Here is a 20,097-nt window from a genome sequence, read left to right on the forward strand (position 1 = left end):
TACTCCTTTTAAATACGACAAAATTAACTACTCCAATAAAGCGACCTTATTCAATTGAATAAGCTGTTTAAACGCTTCATTATCTAATTCCGTTAACCAGGATTCATCACTCCCAACCACTTGAGAAGACAGTTTTTTCTTATCTTCTATCATCTGGTCAATTTTTTCTTCTAAAGTTCCCAAAGCCACAAATTTATGAACAAATACATTTTTTGTTTGACCAATCCGAAAAGCTCGATCCGTTGCTTGATCTTCCACCGCCGGATTCCACCAGCGATCAAAGTGAAATACATGATTGGCTTTGGTTAAAGTAATTCCCACACCTCCCGCTTTCAAAGACAGAATAAAGACAGAAGGTTCTGTTTCGGGGTTTTGGAATTGAGTAATCATTTGTTCGCGTTTCGTGCGATTTGTACCCCCATGAATATAATAGGTATTATAATGATAATGATGTTTAAAATGTCGTTCTAAACCATCACAAACGTCTTTAAACTGGCTAAAGACTAATAAACTTTCTCCTTCTGAAATAGCTTCTTCTGCCATATCTGCTAATCGTTGTAATTTCTGCGATCGCGCCGCCGAAAATTCACTTCCATCCTGTAAAAATTGAGCCGGATGGTTACAAATTTGTTTTAATTTCATTAGTGTTGATAAAATTAATCCTCTTCGCTTAATCCCTTCAACTTCATTAATTTTTTCAGCCACATCTTTTACTAACGCTTCATACAGAGACGCTTGTTCTTTGGTTAAGTTACAATACACTTTTTGCTCAACTTTATCGGGTAAATCATTAATAATTAACGGATCAGTCTTAACTCGTCTCAAAATTAACGGCTCTACCAATTTCTTTAAAGTTGCAGATTTCATCCGGTCATTATCCTTTTGAATAGGAATTTCAAAGGATTTGCGAAATTGAGCTTCTTTTCCCAAATAACCGGGATTCAAAAAATTAAAGATTGACCATAGATCTAGGAGACGATTTTCAACGGGAGTTCCCGTTAAAGCTAATCGATATTGAGCCGAAAGTTTTAATATTGCACGAGTTTGGGCAGTTTTGGGATTTTTAATATTTTGAGCTTCATCAACAACAATTCGTCGCCATTCAAAATGATTGAATAATTTTTCATCTTGACGAACTAAGGTAAAAGACGTGATCACAACATCACAGTTAAGACAAGTCGATTTAAAGGCTTCTAGCTCTTGAATTCGACCGCTACCATGATGTATAATGGCTTGCAAATGGGGTGCAAACTTTTCAATCTCTTTTTGCCAATTGCCAATCACTGAAGTCGGGGCAATTAATAACGTGGGTAAAGTAGAATCTATTGTTTCTTTTTCCTGAACTAATCGAGCAATCACCTGAACGGATTTTCCTAATCCCATATCATCCGCTAAACAGCCATTCAACCCTAAATTTTCTAAGTATTGTAACCAGGATACTCCCCGTTTTTGATAATCCCTTAACGTTCCTTGCAATTGGGGAATATCACCCACCATCGTAAGTTGACTTTTATCTTGCAATTTCCCCATCAAATCAGATATTACTGAGTCATGTTCGATTTCTAATTCATCTTCTAAGGAAGCCGACATTTTCACGAAATCTAACAGCTTGATTTCCGGTTGTTCTTCTGTGTGTTTTTGCCAAAATTCCAACATTTGCTGCATTTTCTGTTGGTCTAATTCCATCCACTGACCCCGAAATTGAATCAGAGGTGTTTTAGCATTAACGAGTTGTTCCCATTCTTTGGGTGTAACAACTTCACCGCCAATGGATAGGGAATATTGATATTGAATTAATGTATCTAAATTAAAAAATCCTTGACTCGCCGAGGCTTGTCCTGAAGAACGAGAGGACGTTTTTAAACGAATTTTAGCGCGCTGACGACCTTGGGGTGTCCACCAAGCGGGAATGATGACTTTATATCCTGAATCTTCTAGTATCCAGGCACTTTCTTTGAGAAATTCAAAGACTTCAATCAGATTTAATTCTAATCCAACTGGTTGATCTGTTTCTAATCCCTGCCAAAGTTTAGGATACATTCTGGCGGCATATCCTAAATTAAGTAACAGGTATTTCTCAAAATCCTTTCCTAAATAATTATACAGTTCTTTTTTCTTTTTTTGAGTTTGTTGCCAGTAATCTTTTAACAACAGCTTAAAGGACGGGTCTTGTTTCGAGGAAACTGAAAAATGAATCAGCCAATTATCTTGTTCGTGAGTGGCTTCTTGGAGTTGAAAGCACAGGTCAAAGGCGGCTGCGGTTTGGCTGTGGGTGAGTTTTTCTTTCCACACTAACCATTGTTGATATTCTTTCAAATCTGCCGGACTGGTTCTGGGATTTTGGGGATTTGGATGAATACAATGATGCACTAATGTATCAGCAATTTGTTGATTAAACTTAGCTGTTAAAGGAGTATGGGTGACAATTTGATGCAGTAAGGATTCAGAAAAGTGTCGCAGTAAGGTTTCTGGGTTATAAAATTTAATCGGATTTTGAGAAACCAGAGAACCCGATACACAGGCTAAAGGCATTGAGTTGATAGATTGAGTGATTAAGGATTGATATTGTTCTGATATAATTTCCCAGCCGGAATAAATTTCAAATAACGGAGTTTGAGTTGCACGTTTGCCTTTGGTTTTAGCAGCAGCAAGCTGACGATATTTAAGAGCGGGTATATATTGATCTTTGTAAAGAATTTGTTTAAATAATTGGGTATAGTGATACCAAAAAAACAGGTCAGAACCGAGGCTCATTTCTGAGGGTTTTTGTTGAGCGAAGAAGTGAATCTCTTTAAGAAGTTTTATAATTGTGTTGAGGGAATTAAATGTATTCCGACTAGATGCCAATTGATAAGTTGTAATTTCCCATGTAGCAAATTCTTCAAATTCTAAGCTCAGGTCAGTTTCTAAGTATTTTGCTAATTCTGGGGAAGGAAGCGGTTGCTGATTAAAAGTTGGCAGGGCAAAGTATTTGAGGGAAATCCGATTCGAGATTAAACGCGAATAAGCTTCAGAAATCCCTATTTCATTTTGCACAAATGCTTCTAAACTCGATGCTTTCAGATGTTGGGGATGGAGTGTGTCCAGGTTTGACTTTGTTTTGCGGGTCGAAGTTTCAACCCAAAGGTAAAATGCACCTTGTTCGATGAAATCACCTGTGGTTTCAGGAATCCAGGTTCCGTGCAGGATTTTCATAGGGGGATGTTATTTTAATTTGCTTATATTTTATATCGGGTTGGTGAACTACGGTACACCGAACTTGTTAAAGGTCAAACTATTTCGGGTGACTGTTTCTGCCAACAGAACGGAATATGTAGCTACAAATGATTTAAATCAGTCTTCAATAGATGAAAGTCAAATCTCAATGTAAACACCGTAGACATTACAAATGTTTTAAAGTATTACGGCTAGTTTAGAACCAGGTTTAGCGTTATATGTTGTGCATTTAAACTGTAAAAAACCCGGTTTCTTTGGTTGGGTGCGTAAGTCCTGAACTATTGCTGTGGTATTTTTGGGGGATTTCGTATTACAACAATCCTACACTCAAACCTAGAGAGTGAACTCTTGTTTCTGGTGTTGCCCGATCCAAGGTTGCCGATTCCCTACTATACCCGTGACCTAGCTTGAGGGTGGCTGTTCTTGTTTCGGTTGGGTCTGGAGACTAAACCCCTAGGTTTTTTGTGCACAAATCCTAGTAGGATAGAAAAATTCAGAAGATTAAATAATTGTTATTTTTGTAGTTAGCAGCAGAGAGGTATCCTTGAGTCAATCACTAGACGCCATTGCTCCCCACGGTGGACATCTGATTAATCGTATCGCAACTCCTGACCAACGGCAGGAATTTTTGGGCAAAGGGGAATATTTACCCCGAGTTCAGTTGGATGAGCGATCGCTTTCTGATTTAGAATTAATCGCCATTGGGGGTTTTAGTCCCCTAACTGGGTTTATGGAACAGGCGGACTATAAAACCGTTGTTGACCAAATGCACCTGAGCAATGGTTTACCTTGGTCAATTCCGATTACTTTGTCCGTATCGGAGGAAGTCGCCTCAACCCTGAAAGAAGGGGGTTTGGTGCGTTTAGATTCCCCCACGGGTGAGTTTGTTGGGGTTTTGGAACTGACCGAAAAATATTCCTACGACAAGGAAACTGAAGCCCTGAAGGTTTATCGCACCACGGACGAAAAACATCCTGGGGTGAAGGTGGTTTATGATCAAGGGGGAATTAATCTCGCTGGCCCGGTGTGGTTATTAGAGCGTCAGTCCCATCCCTACTTCCCGAAATATCAAATTGACCCCGCAGAATCACGGGCGATGTTTCGAGAAAAAGGCTGGAAAACTATTGTCGGATTTCAAACCCGAAATCCCATCCATCGCGCCCATGAGTATATTCAAAAATGTGCTTTAGAAACCGTTGATGGCTTGTTTTTGCATCCCTTAGTTGGAGCAACAAAATCCGATGATATTCCGGCGGATGTGCGGATGCGCTGCTATGAAATTTTGATTGATCATTACTATCCTAAACAACGGGTGATTTTAGCAATTAATCCCGCCGCCATGCGTTATGCTGGCCCCCGGGAAGCAATTTTTCATGCGCTGGTGCGGAAAAATTATGGCTGTACTCATTTTATTGTGGGTCGAGATCATGCCGGGGTAGGTGATTATTATGGCACCTACGATGCTCAATATATTTTCGATGAGTTTGAACCAGGGGAATTAGGTATTACTCCGATGATGTTTGAACACGCTTTTTACTGTAAGGTGACCGAAGGAATGGCAACCAGCAAAACCAGTCCCAGTTCACCAGAACAGCGAGTTCATTTATCGGGAACTAAGGTAAGAGAATTACTCCGCAGGGGAGAACTTCCACCCCCGGAATTTTCCCGCCCGGAAGTTGCTAACGAATTGATTAAAGCCATGAAAACGAATAATCAGTAATCAGTTATTGGTAATCAGTTATCAGTGTCAGAGTTAATATAATAGTTAATAGTTTATTAGCTGTTTTTCAATTCTAACCTGATCACTGATAAGGGTTATAGACGAGCCGTGGCAAGTCTAACCACTGATAACTGATAACTGATCACTGATCACTGATTTTTGGTAATGGGACTAAAACGACGGGAATTTTTACAACGGGCTGGCTTACTTCTGGCGGCGCTGGGGATTAATGAAAGACTGTATTATCGTTCTTATCAAGCCTTGGCACAGCCAACCCGACGGAAGTTAGCCCTATTAGTTGGAATTAATCAATATCCAACTGCAAATCGCATTGAAGAACCGTTGCAAGGCTGTTTAACGGATGTGGAATTACAACGGAATTTGTTAATTTATAAATTCGGTTTTCAACCCGATGATATTTTAACTTTAACCAACGAAACAGCTACTAGAAATCAAATTGAATCGGGATTTATTTCCCATTTAATTGAACAGGCTAAAACCGAGGATTTAGTGCTGTTTCACTTTAGTGGTTATGGCAGTTGTATTCCCTGGGATAATTCGGTTGATCATCAATCTCAAATTAAATATTCTTACCTTCCTGTTGATGTGGCATTATCAGAACCGGAAGCTATTAATGATATTTTAGAGGATACCTTGTGGTTGTTATTGCGATCGCTAAAAACTTCTAATATAATTAATATTTTAGATACAAGCTTTATTTATCCAGGATATCATCAACAAGGGACTCTAAAAATTCGCGCTATTCCCAGTCCCACAACTGTGGAAATTAATCCCGCAGAATTAGATTTACAAAATCAACTATTATCTAGTTTAGGTATTTCCCGTCAAGAATTAGAAAAACGAAAACCTGGTTTACCAGGGATAGTTTTATCCGCATCCAAACCTTCCCAAATCTCTACAGAAGGTCGATGGGACGGCTTTAATGCGGGATTATTCACTTACATCTTAACCCAAACCCTCTGGGGGGCAAGTTCACCCCGGAATTTATCTGCTCAAATCCGTCGAGTGGCGGGAGAAGTAGAACAAATTGTGGGATCATGTCAACAACCCCAACTACGCCGCACATTAACCGGGTCTAATCCTAAAACTGAATCAGAATTTTCTTTAGGGAATTTATTAGTTAATTATCCTCCGGTTGATGGTGTAATTACCGGAGTTGAAGATAACGGCAAAATAGCCAAAATTTTATTAACTGGTCTGCCAGCTTTTGTGTTAGATTCCTATAGTTTAAATAGTGTATTAACGATTATACCAGAGTCTGATTCTTTAGAAAATCCTATCTATTTACAACTGCGTTCTCGTACAGGATTAAATGCCAAAACCCAAATAAAAAACAATAATTTAACGTCATTTTCGGGGTTAGGAATTGGACAAAAAGTGCAAGAATCAATTCGGATTTTACCTCGAAAAATTGATTTAAAAATCGCCTTAGATCCGAAATTATCTCGCATTGAACGGGTCGATGCAACCAGCGCGTTTTCCGATTCTCCTCGGATGACTATTGTAGCAGGTGATCAACCTGCGGATTATGTCCTTAGTCGCGTTACCGATACCACTATTGCTCAAGCATTGAACCCACCTTTATCACCTTTATTTCAGGGCAGATATGGGTTATTTTCTAAGGGTTTAGTCTTACTTCCCGATACCGTTGGCGAAGGAGGAGAAGCGGTAAAAGTGGCGGTGAATAGGTTAATTTCTCAACTGAAAACCCGTTTAGCAATTAAGTTATTAAGATCAACAGAAAATGAACGTTCCTCATCTTTAAAAGTGAGAGCGTCTTTAAATTTATTAGCCCCCCAATCTCAAGTTTTAATTAAACGAAAAACCACAGGAGTTTTTAATACTATCAATCGAGAAAATACTAATAATATTAATTCTCAGTCTAGTTTAAATAAACCCACGATTACCGCTTCAGAAAATATCGGCATTGTCACCTTAACTCTAGGAAGTCGTTTACAATATCAACTCCAAAATCAAGGGGAATTTCCCGTTTATTTCCTAGTATTTTCTATGAATAGTGAAGGAGAAACTTATATTTTTAATTCAGGTTTTGACCCCCAACAACAACAAATTGCACCCGGCAAATCCTTGAGTTTACCGACCGCTAACATTTATAGTGGAAATTCTTCTACAGAAATGATAGGAGAAATGGTCAAAGGGTCAACCGGATTAGTAGAAACCCACGTTATTTTAAGTCATAATCCCTTCTTAGAAACATTAGAAATTTCAGATAGAAATGTTAATAAGAATGAAGGTATTTTAAAATTTAATCGAGTTTCTAATCCTTTGAATATTGCGGATGCAATTTTACAAGATTTGAATAGAGGTAGTCAACCAACCTTAGAAAAAATGGGGATTATCACTGATGATTTAGCCCTCGATATTAATAGTTGGGCGACGTTTAATTTTGTTTATCGAGTTGTGGGATAGAATTAACAAAAAATTATGTGAATTAGCGTTGAAATTATCCATCTTTATATAATACCTCGTCCTAATACTTTTCTCTTTAATGCTAACACACGGGGACGCGCTCCTGTGCCGGAAAAACCCAACCCTTCTCGAAATATTTCTGGCATATAAAAACGAGCTATATCTTCTTTTTCTTTATCTTCATAAATCACTCCCATGTCCTCTAATATTCTAACGGTTTTTGGTTCCATACGAAACTGTTCTACAGAAAAAGGAATAATCCGTGCTTCATATTGTCCTAGTGTCTCAACCCATTCTTTAAACTCTGGATATTCTTCTTTTGCTTCATCTACTTTCTTTTCACTACAAGGTTTTAAAGCTTTACGGATTGATTGGGGCGGTAAAAGTCTGCTAGTAGACCATTTTTCAAATTGAATATTGTTGGATTGTTCCACTGTAATTTTTGCCGCATTATACAAAAATCTGACAATATCTCTAGCTTGCAATCTGCCATTAAAATCAGTTAAAGCAGCAAATATCCAAGAATAGGAATAGGCTTCTTTAGAGTGATCAGAACCCAACCTTTTACCCCATAAATCTTGTAGTTTTTCTATCAACTCTTGTTGGCTAAAACTTTCTATATTAATTCGCTCTGCACCAATTATTTTAGATTGAGCGCAAAGCCAAAAAACTAACTTTAGAAAAGAATCTTGATTCCAATATAAATCATAAGAACGGTAAAGATTTTCAAACTGTCCTAAATTTTGAGTAATCGTATAACGGAGGAAATCTCGTCGTAAGAAAATGATCACGCCTAAATTAGATTGTCGAATTTCAGACAGCTTATTAGGTAAATCTTCAATCAAAGATTTTAACGCGATTTTCTGTTGAGAATTAGAGGCAATATCAGAAAAAATATCTTCTAATCCATCAAATAGAAAAATGATTTTTAATGATTTATCTTTCAATTCATTATTGATTGTAGAAAGACTAAGAGAACTGGTTTGATCAACATCAATCCCGATCACTCTTGCCATCTCTTGAATCCAAAATTCTGTCCATTCTCGTTCACTCCAACCTGAGTTCTGGGAAATTGCTGTTTTGATTCTATCTACACAATCTGAAGATTTAAAACTCGGCTCGTCACCAATCACCATTTGAACTTCATTTCTAGCTTCATTGATAATCTTTTTTGCCTGATCACTCAGTTTTCTTGATTCTAGCAGAGGGAAAATATAGGTTTTTGAAGTTCCTAATGGTTGGGAAGGATCAATCTTTTGTAAAAAATTCTCCCAATATTTAAAGCGAGATAACTGAATATAATTAAAGGTTTTACCCGCCCCTTTAGCACCAATTGATACAACACGGGGTAAGTCATCCTGAAACTGAGTTGCTAAATTTTTTAAGGGTGCTGTCACTAATAAATCTTCCCCTTCACCCTGTTCAGCATATTCGTACTTCTCGCAGATTTGCATAAGTTTCTGAACTTCTGATAGGGGATCAGATTGATTAGTAATTTCTGCATTTAAGTCCTGATTTTCCTGCTCATATAACTGTTCGTTAGCCCACTCAAAAGCCATTTTCATAACTGAAGTAGGGCTGAGTTTTGCTCGTGCTTCTTCCCAATTATTAATATAAAGTAATTCCTGGGCAAAATAAGTTTCTTTGATTTGTAGTCTTGTTGAATACAAATTATCTTCTTCGGATTGTATATAAGCAGACTGAAATCTCACCAAAGCATCCTCAAAAGCTGGTAATTGTTTGAGTTCGGGCGTCAGCATAGTAAGGATTAAAGATGGATCATAATATTGTTGATCATTTATACTATTTTCTGGCGGTGCTACGCGACCAATTTGTTCAAGCACTAAACTTGTACCGCTTATTGATTGTTCTGTAATTGTTGTTATAATAAAACGCTGAATTCTGGGATCAAAAATAATCGGACTCGATATTTCACTCAAACCTGCTCTGAGATCAATAAAAATATAATCTGCACCAACAGCATCACCTAAACCATGCAGCGCATTTCCACATTCCCAAGTTCCATCCAAAGTTCTGACTAATTGTTCAGGAAGAATGGGTGTATCTAAAAGTTGATGATCATTGAGACAAGCAGGTAAGAAATATACCGTTGACTTTCCTTCGGATTTAGAGGATTTTTTGATTTCTTTTGCTAAAAATGAAAGGGTTTGTTCTCGGTCAATTGGAGAATAATGATAGGATTCTAAAAAATCAATAAATGAAAGAGTAGGTTGTTGTTTTTGGGCACGATTCCAATAGGTTAAACCCGGAGCTTCTAAATCGGCATCAATGACTAATATCGTAATTGCTTTATCTATTTCTTTAGCTCTTTCTAACAAGGCAAAAAGATGGGCAGCTAAGTGTAGAGTTCTTCCAACTCCACCTTTGAAAGAATAGAATGCAATTAAACTGGGAGGTGTTTTATAGTGTTCGGGAAGATGAACTGATTTTGATCTTTCTGCTATTACTTCGGCGTCACTTTCAAGATAAGCAATTTCTTCCCAAAAGGGACGAACAACAATATTTTTTTGATAAAAATTATCTTCTACACTAAATTCTACAGGTAATGTAGAATCACCTATATCAAGCTGAATAATAAATTGTTCCTCTTGATACCAATCCCCAAACCATTCTTTTAAAATAGTATTAATTTGAGGTTGATATTCAAGATTAATAATACCAATCTCTAAAGCATCTGAAAAACAATTAATTCTGACTACTCCATTAGGTAATTGACTCCCGTAACTTGTTTCTCGACGAATCACCCTTTGCACATCAAACCAAGTCAATAATCTCATAAATTTCATCGGTTAAGCTCCTGTTCAATAAATTCACAGATGTTTAACAACTTTGCTTCTAAATCTTCATCTGTTGAATTTTGTTGTTGGCTTTCATTACCCCACTTTTCTAGTTTACCACCATAACGCCACATTTGATTAATTTGACCTGGATTTAATTGTCTTTTCTCAGATCTATTTTTATCATCTTTTATCTCTGATATAAATATAAATTTAGGTAACTTTAAATTACCAGCAGCTAATAAATCTAACAGCTTATTTATATCATGCTGTGCCTGCTTGAACCTTTGATCGTAGCAATAATCACTACGATGTTTTTTTGTTCTTTTCATATACATTGCTTTCAAACCACATTCAACAGCGTAAAATAAGAGTAACCTATGAGCATTAGTTTTAGGATTTTCATAACCATAAGCTGACCTATTTTCTCTCCATGCTCTCTGCATTTCTCTATCGGTAAATGCTATAGCCATTAACCTGTTATTACCCCCTAGATTATAGAAATTAATTAACTGAGATTGATATAGATAATCCCCCCTGATTAACAGGGGAGATTGAATAATCTAAATACCAACAATAGAATGATTATAAACCTGTTCAATCACCGTTGCCAACCGTTTCATTCCTTCTGTAATCTCCTCGTTCGTAGCTGTTAAACTAATCCGAATACATTGGTTTTTATGATTCCATTCTCCTTGTAAACCAGGGAAAAATGAACTGCCGGGAACTACAATCAAACCCACTTCTTTTAACTGTTGATACAATTCCCAGTCGGTTATCGGTAAATCTTTAAACCACATCCAGGCAAAAATTGCTCCTTCACCCCGATGTAAAAACCAAGGTAAATTGTTAGGCATGGCTTGATTTAATGCGGTTTCAACAACGGTGAATTTCTGTTGATAATAGGGACGAATTACCTCAGTCGCAATTTCTGATAACGCTCCAGAACCGATGGCCCGCGCCGCAATTGCCTGTCCATAACGGGGGGAATGAATACACATATTAGTTTGAAATGCTTCTAATACTTGAATTGTGCTTTCATTTCCTATGGCAATTCCTAATCGTTCCCCAGGTAAACCAGCTTTTGATAAACTAATACAATGAATAATATTATCACCAAAAACGGGTTTCATTTCTGTAAAATTCAAGGCAGGAAATGGGGGAGCATAGGCAGAATCAATAAATACGGGAACGTTAAAATCAACAGCTAAATTGGCAATTTTTTTAACTTCTTCTTCTGTTAAAACATTTCCACTGGGGTTACAGGGACGGGAGAAAATGACACATCCGGTGGTTTCATCAATAATTAATTGACTAAAATCAGGACGATATTTAAAATAATGATTGACTTCATCAATATCTAGGGTGGGTTGATAAGCAAAAACGGCTTCAGGAATTAAACTCACACCTCCATATCCGGTATAATCAGGACTCAAAGGAAGAACAATTTTTTTCAGTTTACCATCGGTGGTATATCCGCCAAAAGCATTGGTAGCATAGAAATAAATTGATTGACTACCAGGTGTAATTAATACATTTCGGTCGGTTAAATTTAACCCATAACGAGAATTAAAATCCTCAACAATGACATCAATAAAAGGTTTATATCCCTGACTAGAAACCATACCGACAAACAACTTCCCCATATTCAGGACTCGATAGTAATTGTGCGGTACAATCTCGCCACAATTGTTCAACTTCAGGCAAAATTACCGGATTTCCTGCACTTAAGTTAATAAAATCCTTGCCTTTTCCTAATCTTAAAGTTTCAATAATATCTTTCATAATAGCACGAACTCCCGTTAAATGAGACATCCGTTCGCCAAATTGTGTCAAAGCAGGATTCATAGTTTTATAACCCAATTAATTAACATCATCCCCCTATAATTAGGAGGTAGTAGGTAGGAGCTAGAATCATAACCAGAAATCCGATACCCACAACCGGGAGCGATGGAATCCGACATCTGTTCATCATCATTTGATCAATCTTAACCTTAGAATTGAACATATAGAACAGTTTTCAACCAGAATATTAGGATTTTTTGTGTTTATGGTAATTTGGCAAGCTGATTTTTATTCTCGTCCCCTCAAGGATGCAAGCGGACAACCCCTGTGGGAGTTGTTAGTCTGTGACCAGACTCGCAAGGTTGAGTTTATGGCGATGTGTCCTCAGTCGCAAGCAAATTCAACTTGGTTAATTGAACAGTTGCAGCAAATAATTGTTACTGAAAAACCCGATAAAATTAAAGTGTTTCGTCCGCAGTCTTTAAGTTTATTAGAAAAAGCAGGAAAAGTATTAGGAATTGTTGTGGAACCAGATCGAAATACCGAGACCTTAAAACAATGGTTAACTGAACGTTCAACACAATATTCTCAGTCAGAATATTATACGGGAGAACCATATAATCCCGTGAAATTAGATCAACTGCCACCTTTACCATTACCCGATAAATTATGGGGCGATAACTGGCAATTTGCTAGTATTTCTGCCGGAAATTTACAAGATTTTTTTGCTGACCGTCCGATTCCAATTCTACAAATACCAGATAATTTTTTACCTATAAATATAGGTTTAGCGTCGGTAGTAGCGATTCCTGGAATTATTATTAATGGGGGCAAAAAATCTATGCTTTTAGCTAGATGGTTAGAGGAAATTCGACCCTTTGCTTTCAATTATATTCCTGGTTCTCCTAATGGATTGATCTTAGAATCAGGTTTAGTTGAGCGTTGGGTGATGGCAACCTTTGAAGATGAGGAAGTTATGGATGCTGCCAAAACTTTTGAAGTCAGAAAACAGTTAGCAAAAGGATTACATTTTCTATTAGTACAACCGGATGATTCCGGGATGACTTTTAGTGGATTTTGGCTATTAAAAGGGGAAATAAAAAACTAAAATCAATAGTAGAAATCGGGTTTCTTGAATAAACTCGATTTCTGAAATTCTATAGTCTAAATTCTACAGTTTCAGCAACAGATTCTAGTGTGGAATTCGGTTCGGAATTAACTATAACAGTTAAAGTTAGTCCTAAAGATTGTAGCCAACTGGATAAACAATAAATTGCTTGGCTTCCTGGTTAGTCGAGAAATTGATTCAAACGCAATAAATGTTCTTGAAGTTGTTCTGGAGACATTTTTTCTTGTCCTAGTGCCATTGCAACATCTTGAAGGGCAGATAATAATAATTCAGGTTCAGGATCTTTTTCTTATAAAATTGCCCAAAGATATAAGTGCTTGTGCAAAATAAATTACCTAGTTGGGATAGGGAACAGGTTAGAGGATTTGTAATTAATTTTGTTTAGGTACTTAATGCGGCTTCAGATGGATCTTTGAGAGATTCAACTAAATAGTCTTGATAATTTCTATAGCAATCCCAAATAGGTTGTAACATTTCAATACTGATATGAAACAGTCAGAATTATTACCCCTGTTCCCAGATCCGGCGTTCCCTGTTCCCTTTTGATCAGGAATTTTGAACACAACTCAAATAGGATTACTATAGATAAATTTAATTAGAAAAAACACTTTTCCGTTTATATTATAAATTGTTTATTGTAAAATGAATAGGTCAGATGATTGGGGAGGAATAATCCGGGGTGTTTGACAGTATTTGCAAGTTTCTGGCAGAAAATTTTTCTGAAGATTTGGCGAGTTGGTTGTTGGGTTCTCCCGTTGCATTAACTGAGTTGAGTCCCCAAGAGTTATCATTGGAACCAATTCGGGCTGATTCTCTGATCTTACTGCAATCGGATGATCTGGTTTTGCACACAGAATTTCAAACCGAACCCGATGTTAAAATCCCCTTTCGGATGTTAGATTATCGGGTAAGGGTCTATCGTCGTTTTCCCAACAAAGTCATGCGTCAGGTGGTGATTTATCTGGGTCAAACTAATTCTCCTTTAGTCCAAGAAAATAATTTTCGTCTGGAGAATACCTTTCATCAGTTTGAGGTGATTCGTCTTTGGGAACAACCGCCGGAACGGTTTTTAAATGTAACAGGATTGTTACCCTTTGCGGTACTGAGTCAGACCGATGATCCGACCATGATATTAAGTCAAGTAGCTGAAGTAATTGAGGGAATTACCGATCAACAGGTTCAAAGTAATCTCGTTGCTGCTTCGGCAATTTTGGCGGGTTTGGTTTTAAATAAAGATATAGTGAAAAGACTTTTAAGGAGTGATCTTATGCGAAATTCAGTCATTTATCAAGAAATTCTACAAGAAGGGAAACTGGAGGGGAAACTGGAGGGGAAACTGGAAGGAAAATTGGAAGGAAAATTGGAAGGAAAATTGGAAGGAAAACTGGAAGGAAAACTGGAAGGAAAACTGGAAGGAAAGGAAGAAGTTGCTTTAAATTTATTACGAATGGGTTTTAGTTTAGAGCAAGTTGTTCAGGCAACTGGATTAAGTGTTGAAGAAATTCCATCTTTGTAAATTAGCTTTTGCAGCATTAAGGATTAATGAAGGGAGGTTAACAAGATGCAAATTTATTCTATTGAATCAGGATAATAAATAGCTCCACAAAAATTAGGAGGTAAAAAATATAGCAATCCGTGTAGGGATTGTAATATTTTATCGTAGGGGTTGGGTCTCCCAACCCACTTTGCGCCTGGATTGGGAGACCCAACCCCTACAGGTTTTGATCACCAATCATTGAGGATTGCTATATTGCTTTTGGGATGTTATTTTAGTCTAAATTAAGAGATAATAGATCTTGTCTAAACTCAATAAAAAATTACAATTACCTCAACGCCATGCTGTCTTTTCTTCGCAACGACCTCAACCAACTTCACGCCTATGCTCCTCACCCGGGAGGCAATTCTGGCAGTCCTATCGAGACTCAAATATTAGATCGTTTAGATACTAATGAATGTCCCTATGATTTACCTGAAGAATTAAAACAAAAGCTGGCGTGGACGTATCAACATGAAATTGAAACGAATCGTTATCCTGATGGCAGTCATTTTCCGTTAAAAATTGCGATCGCTAGTTATATTAACGAGATTATTTCTAATTATGAAGCCTTTGTCAATCCTGAGAATATTTCCGTTGGCAATGGGTCGGATGAGTTAATTAGATCTATCTTAATTGCGACTTGTTTAGGGGGAGAAGGCTCAATTTTAGTGGCTAATCCCACCTTTTCAATGTATGGAATTATTGCTCAAACTTTAGGGATGACCGTTGTTAGTATAGAAAGGCATCAAGACACCTTTGAGATGGATTTAAAGGCGGCTAAAACTGCGATTGAAACAACACAAAATCCTCCTATTCGAGTTGTATTTGTAGTTCATCCCAATTCCCCCACAGCCAATGCGTTAACAGAAGATGAATTAAACTGGCTGCGTGGTTTACCGGAACAGATTTTAGTGGTAATTGATGAAGCCTATTTTGAATTTAGTCAAACCAGCGTTATCGAGGAGTTAAAACAGCATCCCAATTGGGTGATTTTACGAACATTTTCTAAAGCATTTCGTTTAGCTTCCTTACGCGCTGGATATGCGATCGCCCATCCCGAATTAATCACCGCTTTAGAAAAAGTTCGGCTTCCCTATAATCTTCCCAGTTTCACACAAACCGCAGCTTTATTAGCCTTAAATAATCGTCAAGATTTACTCGCTGTAATTCCTGAAATTTTAGGAGAACGGACTCGTTTAATTAATGCTTTAACTGAAAATAAACAGTTAAAAATTTGGCGAAGTGATGCTAATTTTATTTATATTAGACTCGCTGACAAACAAAATTCCGATCAAGCCTTAAACCAGATTATGCAACAATTAAAAACCAAAGGAACATTAGTGCGTTATACTGGAGGAGGACTGCGAATTACCATTGGTCGTCCTGACGAAAATGAACGCACGATTGAACGATTATTTTCTGTTCTATAGTAAAGTAAAAAAACAGGTTTGGGCGGGTTTATATAGAAGTTTAACATTTGGGTGAACCCGCCCCTACAATGGATTTGTTGTTAATTTTGTATGAATTATGCAACGCTATTTTAAGATTTTAATCTTATTTTGGGAAACTGCGATCGCAGCAGAACTCGAATATCGGATTAACTTTCTGATTTCTGCCATCACCAGTTTAGGAAGTTTAATTGGCAGTATTTTTAGCCTATTTTTATTTTATCGAACGGGTTACAGTTTTGAAGGATGGAGTTGGGAAGAAGTCTTAGTTGTTTTGGGAATATTTACAATATTACAAGGATTTTCCACAACAATATTAGTTCCCAATTTAAACAGAATTGTGACTCATGTTCAAGAAGGAACCTTAGATTTTGTATTGCTTAAACCCCTCAGTAGTCAATTTTGGTTATCGACTCGTATGGTTTCCCCTTGGGGAATGCCCGATTTAATTTTTGGGTGTTCAATTGTCGCTTATCAAGGTAGTAAACTGGGCTTAACCTGGAGAGATTATTTAGCCAGTTTATTACCTCTTTCCTTTGGAATGATCAGTTTATATAGTATCTGGTTTATCCTGGGAGCGACCAGTATTTGGTTTGTAAAAATTTATAATGTGACGGAAGTATTGCAGGGATTATTAGAAGCCGGAAGATATCCAATGGTGGCTTATCCTATGGCTTATCGTTTCTTTTTTACCTTTATTGTTCCCGTCGCTTTTTTAACAACAATTCCAGCAGAATCAATCCTAGGAAAAACTGACATATCCTGGGTGATGGGATCAGGATTTTTAGCCCTGGGATTATTATTTATTTCGGCTAGATTTTGGCAATTTGCCTTAAAATTTTATACCAGTGCATCAAGTTAATATTAAGAATAAAGACTAGCAACATATTCACCATAACCGTTATAGGGTAAAGTTGGCTGTTTTTCCCAAGAAAAACTAGGCTTACTGCTAACAATTCTTTCCGTGGCTTGTGACCAACGGGGATGGGGTTTGTTGGGATTAACATTCGCCTCGAAACCATATTCATCCGGGCCCAAAGTATTCCAAAACGTCGCGGGTTTTTGATTTAAAAATTCAATTTTAACAATGGATTTTGCTCCTTTAAATCCATATTTCCAAGGGAGTACCATCCGTAAAGGAGCGCCGTTTTGTTTCGGGAGGGTTTTTCCATACATTCCTACGGCAAAAAAGGCTAAATCATTTGCCATTTCCTCAATTCGTAATCCTTCTGTATAAGGCCAAGGATAACCATTAGCCCAAAATCCTGGCCCGGTGGTAATTTTAGGATCATAAAAAGAGGTAAACCGGACAAATTTAGCCTCGGAATTAGGTTCAACCGCCGCCATTAATGCCCGCATCGGAAACCCCAACCAAGGCACAACCATCGCCCAGGCTTCCACACAACGAAACCGATAAATTCGTTCTTCTAAGGGGAATTTTTTCTGAAGATCCTCTAAATCATAGGTTTTCGGATTTTTCACTAATCCTGAAACCTCAACTTTCCAATCTTCTAACGGTAAGGCTTGGGCGGCTTGCCAAATAGACTTGGTTCCGCCATATTCATAAAAATTATTATATTTTGTCGCTAAATCTTCCGCCGTAACGGGACGATTAACCGTGGCAAAATTGGGATTGGTTTTGAAATCGGAAATCCCCTGTACTGAATTATTTTGTGTTTTTGAAGTTGCTTGACAACCCACTAAAGATAAAGCCGATGCAGTTAATCCTGCCCCAATTAAACTCTTCATGAACCGACGACGATTGAGAAAAACAGATTCCGGTGTAATCTGATGTTCCGAAATTTCCCAGGAGGGAACAATACGAATTAAAGCCATAGGTTAAAAATAATAGGAGAATGGGCAATGGGCAATATATAAGATAATAGGCGATCGCCTTCCCTGAATTAACCTAAAGTTTCAGAAAGACTTATCATATAAAAATATACTAAAAAATTCTGGTTATGAGTTACTGCATCAACCCCCAATGTCAGAACCCCCAGAACCCGACTCACGCCATTTCCTGCCAGAGTTGTGGATCAGAACTGCGCCTCAAAAATCGCTATAGTATGATTCGAGTTTTGGGCCAAAACCATTGTAACCGAACATTTTTGGCAATTGATGAAGATAAACCCGCCAAACCGCGCTGTGTAATTAAACAATCTCTTGATTCTCCCCTATCTACTCCCGAAGCCCGGGTAGAATTTCGTCTGTATAGCCAAACCCTAGACCAGATTAGTCAGCATCCGGCCCTGCCTGAATTATTAGCCTGCTTTGAAGAAAATAGCTATAGTTATCTCGTACAAGATTATATTCCCGGACGCAATTTAGCCGAAGAACTAGAACAAGAGGGTGTGTTTTCAGAATTGCAAATTTGGGATTTATTGAGTGCAATTCTACCGATTCTGGAATCCATTCACCATAAAAATAGAGTTCATGGGGATATTAAACCGGAAAATATTATTCGTCGTCCCGTTTCCCATCCGAATTCTCCGATCAAAAAACAACTGGTTTTAGTTGATTTTGCTGGAGTAAACCCCCTACAAGGTGCAGCCGAATATGTTTCCCCCGAACAACTGCAAGGAGAAATTAGTCCCAAAAATGATCTCTATAGTTTAGGGGTGACTTGTTTGCATCTACTGACTCAAATGAGCCCCTTTGATTTATGGAATATTAAAACCAATGCTTGGGTCTGGAAGGATTATCTCAAAACCCCCATTAGTCATCGCCTAACCCGAATTTTGAATCGATTAATTGAACGTGACCCGGCTCAACGCTATACTTCGGCGGTCGAGGTAATCCGAGACTTAAAATCCGGGCCGATTCCAATTAAACTCCCTCGGGTTAGTCAACATCCATGGACGTTAACCGCTTTGGGGGGTGCAGCTTTGGCAATGTTATCCCTATTCCTGAGTTCACGAATTCCTCAATCGCACTTTGAGCCCATGGAACCCGTAGAACCCATTTATCAGATTCCTGAGATTTCGGTTTCCCCCCCGGAGACTTTTACCCCCATTCTCCCCAAACCCAGCCCAGCGATGCGGACATTGGTACAGAACATTGGCCCAGTGTGGTCGATGGCCGTCAGTCCCGATGGTCAATTTGTGGTCTATGGGAATACCGATGGGTCAATTCGGATTATCGATGCGGAAACTGGCGGATTAATTAACACGCTGTTGGGACATTCTCAACCCGTGGGAACCTTGGCTATCAGTGGTGATGGTCGGACTTTAGTGAGTGGAAGTGGTGATAAAACGATTTTAGTTTGGGATTTGTGGACTGGCCGTCAGAAAAAAATGCTCTACGGTCATCAAGGATGGGTCTATGCCGTTGCCATCAGTCCCGATGGCAAGCAGGTGGCCAGTGCCGGGCGTGACCAAACCATTCGGCTATGGGATATATCCACCGGACAAACCCTAAAAACCTTACCAGGGTATGGCACAGAGGTAGAGTCCCTGGCTTTTAGTCAGGATAATCAAACCTTGGTTAGTGGCGGAAGTAACGGGATTGTGGATCTTTGGAACTGGCACACGGGACAGTTATTGCGGACATTTAAGGCCCATTCTGAGGCGATTTGGTCGGTGGCGATCAGTCCTGATGGTCAAACTTTGGCTACGGGTAGTTGGGATCATTCGATTAAGTTATGGGATTTAAAAGAATTAGAGTCTCAATATTTTAGTAATACCCCGGCGCAAATTCTTCTGGGTCATGGAGATAAGGTGCAGTCCGTTGCCTTTAGTCCCGATAGCCAAACCCTTGCCAGTGGGGATTTTGCGGGGACGGTGAAACTCTGGCAAGTAGATAATGGAGAATTATTTGGAACCTTCAAAGGACATCGAGCTTGGGTAAATGTGGCATTCAACCCTCAAAATCATACTTTAGTGAGTGGAAGTTTTGATGATACGCTGAAGGTTTGGCAGTTGTTACCCAGCCATTAGGACAGGAAACAGCTTTGAAAACCTGCCCAAATATGGTGTGGGAAACAGTCAGAAGTATTATCCCTGTTGCGGTGTTCC

At 38.3% G+C, this 20,097-nt stretch carries 11 protein-coding genes and 1 pseudogene; 7 read left to right on the plus strand and 5 right to left on the minus strand.

All coding sequences use genetic code 11. The features are described 5' to 3' along the window. Window positions 1-27: 27 nt before the first annotated feature. Window positions 28-3,195 (minus strand): DEAD/DEAH box helicase, encoded by a 3,168-nt coding sequence (locus tag AC2D3N_RS06615; RefSeq protein ID WP_484693148.1) that lies wholly within the window; start codon window positions 3,193-3,195, stop codon window positions 28-30. A gap of 565 nt (window positions 3,196-3,760) precedes the next feature. Here AC2D3N_RS06615 and sat point away from each other — a divergent pair. Further along, a complete protein-coding gene (gene sat, locus AC2D3N_RS06620) occupies window positions 3,761-4,936 on the plus strand; it encodes a sulfate adenylyltransferase (RefSeq protein ID WP_484693149.1) in 1,176 nt (391 codons plus the stop codon). A gap of 165 nt (window positions 4,937-5,101) precedes the next feature. Beyond that, on the plus strand, window positions 5,102-7,387 hold the full coding sequence (locus AC2D3N_RS06625; protein ID WP_484693150.1) for a caspase family protein: 2,286 nt from the start codon (window positions 5,102-5,104) through the stop codon (window positions 7,385-7,387). 44 nt (window positions 7,388-7,431) lie between these two features. On the opposite strand, the gene AC2D3N_RS06630 is transcribed toward AC2D3N_RS06625, so the two are convergent. The 3 genes and pseudogenes from AC2D3N_RS06630 to AC2D3N_RS06640 form a co-directional block, all read right to left on the minus strand. Beyond that, the gene (locus AC2D3N_RS06630; RefSeq protein WP_484693151.1) at window positions 7,432-10,194 is read right to left on the minus strand and encodes a ParA family protein; all 2,763 of its coding nucleotides are present in this window, start codon (window positions 10,192-10,194) and stop codon (window positions 7,432-7,434) included. Then, window positions 10,191-10,658 (minus strand): hypothetical protein, encoded by a 468-nt coding sequence (locus AC2D3N_RS06635; protein ID WP_484693152.1) that lies wholly within the window; start codon window positions 10,656-10,658, stop codon window positions 10,191-10,193. Before AC2D3N_RS06635 ends, AC2D3N_RS06630 begins: the two co-directional genes overlap by 4 nt. Before the next feature lie 90 nt (window positions 10,659-10,748). Then, window positions 10,749-12,033: pseudogene (locus AC2D3N_RS06640) on the minus strand (valine--pyruvate transaminase). Window positions 12,034-12,235: 202 nt separating this feature from the next. Here AC2D3N_RS06640 and AC2D3N_RS06645 point away from each other — a divergent pair. From AC2D3N_RS06645 to AC2D3N_RS06660, 4 genes are all read left to right on the plus strand, one after another. Next, window positions 12,236-13,078: a Tab2 family RNA-binding protein gene (locus AC2D3N_RS06645; protein ID WP_484693153.1), complete on the plus strand. Its 843-nt coding sequence runs from the start codon at window positions 12,236-12,238 to the stop codon at window positions 13,076-13,078. A gap of 700 nt (window positions 13,079-13,778) precedes the next feature. Beyond that, window positions 13,779-14,615, plus strand: coding sequence for an Rpn family recombination-promoting nuclease/putative transposase (locus AC2D3N_RS06650; RefSeq protein ID WP_079679444.1), 837 nt, complete (start codon window positions 13,779-13,781; stop codon window positions 14,613-14,615). 320 nt (window positions 14,616-14,935) lie between these two features. Next, window positions 14,936-16,066, plus strand: coding sequence for a histidinol-phosphate transaminase (locus AC2D3N_RS06655; protein ID WP_484693154.1), 1,131 nt, complete (start codon window positions 14,936-14,938; stop codon window positions 16,064-16,066). Between the two features lie 97 nt (window positions 16,067-16,163). Continuing rightward, window positions 16,164-16,946 (plus strand): ABC transporter permease, encoded by a 783-nt coding sequence (locus AC2D3N_RS06660; RefSeq protein WP_484693155.1) that lies wholly within the window; start codon window positions 16,164-16,166, stop codon window positions 16,944-16,946. Between the two features lie 2 nt (window positions 16,947-16,948). Here the strand turns inward: AC2D3N_RS06660 and msrP are convergent, their stop codons facing one another. Continuing rightward, window positions 16,949-17,920, minus strand: coding sequence for a protein-methionine-sulfoxide reductase catalytic subunit MsrP (gene msrP, locus AC2D3N_RS06665; protein ID WP_079679438.1), 972 nt, complete (start codon window positions 17,918-17,920; stop codon window positions 16,949-16,951). 125 nt (window positions 17,921-18,045) lie between these two features. Here msrP and AC2D3N_RS06670 point away from each other — a divergent pair, with 125 nt between their 5' ends. Then, complete coding sequence (locus AC2D3N_RS06670) at window positions 18,046-20,019, plus strand: serine/threonine-protein kinase (protein ID WP_079679436.1); 1,974 nt, start codon at window positions 18,046-18,048, stop codon at window positions 20,017-20,019. Window positions 20,020-20,097: the final 78 nt, after the last annotated feature.

This window comes from Planktothrix sp. PLAVEN19ND, assembly GCF_057220675.1.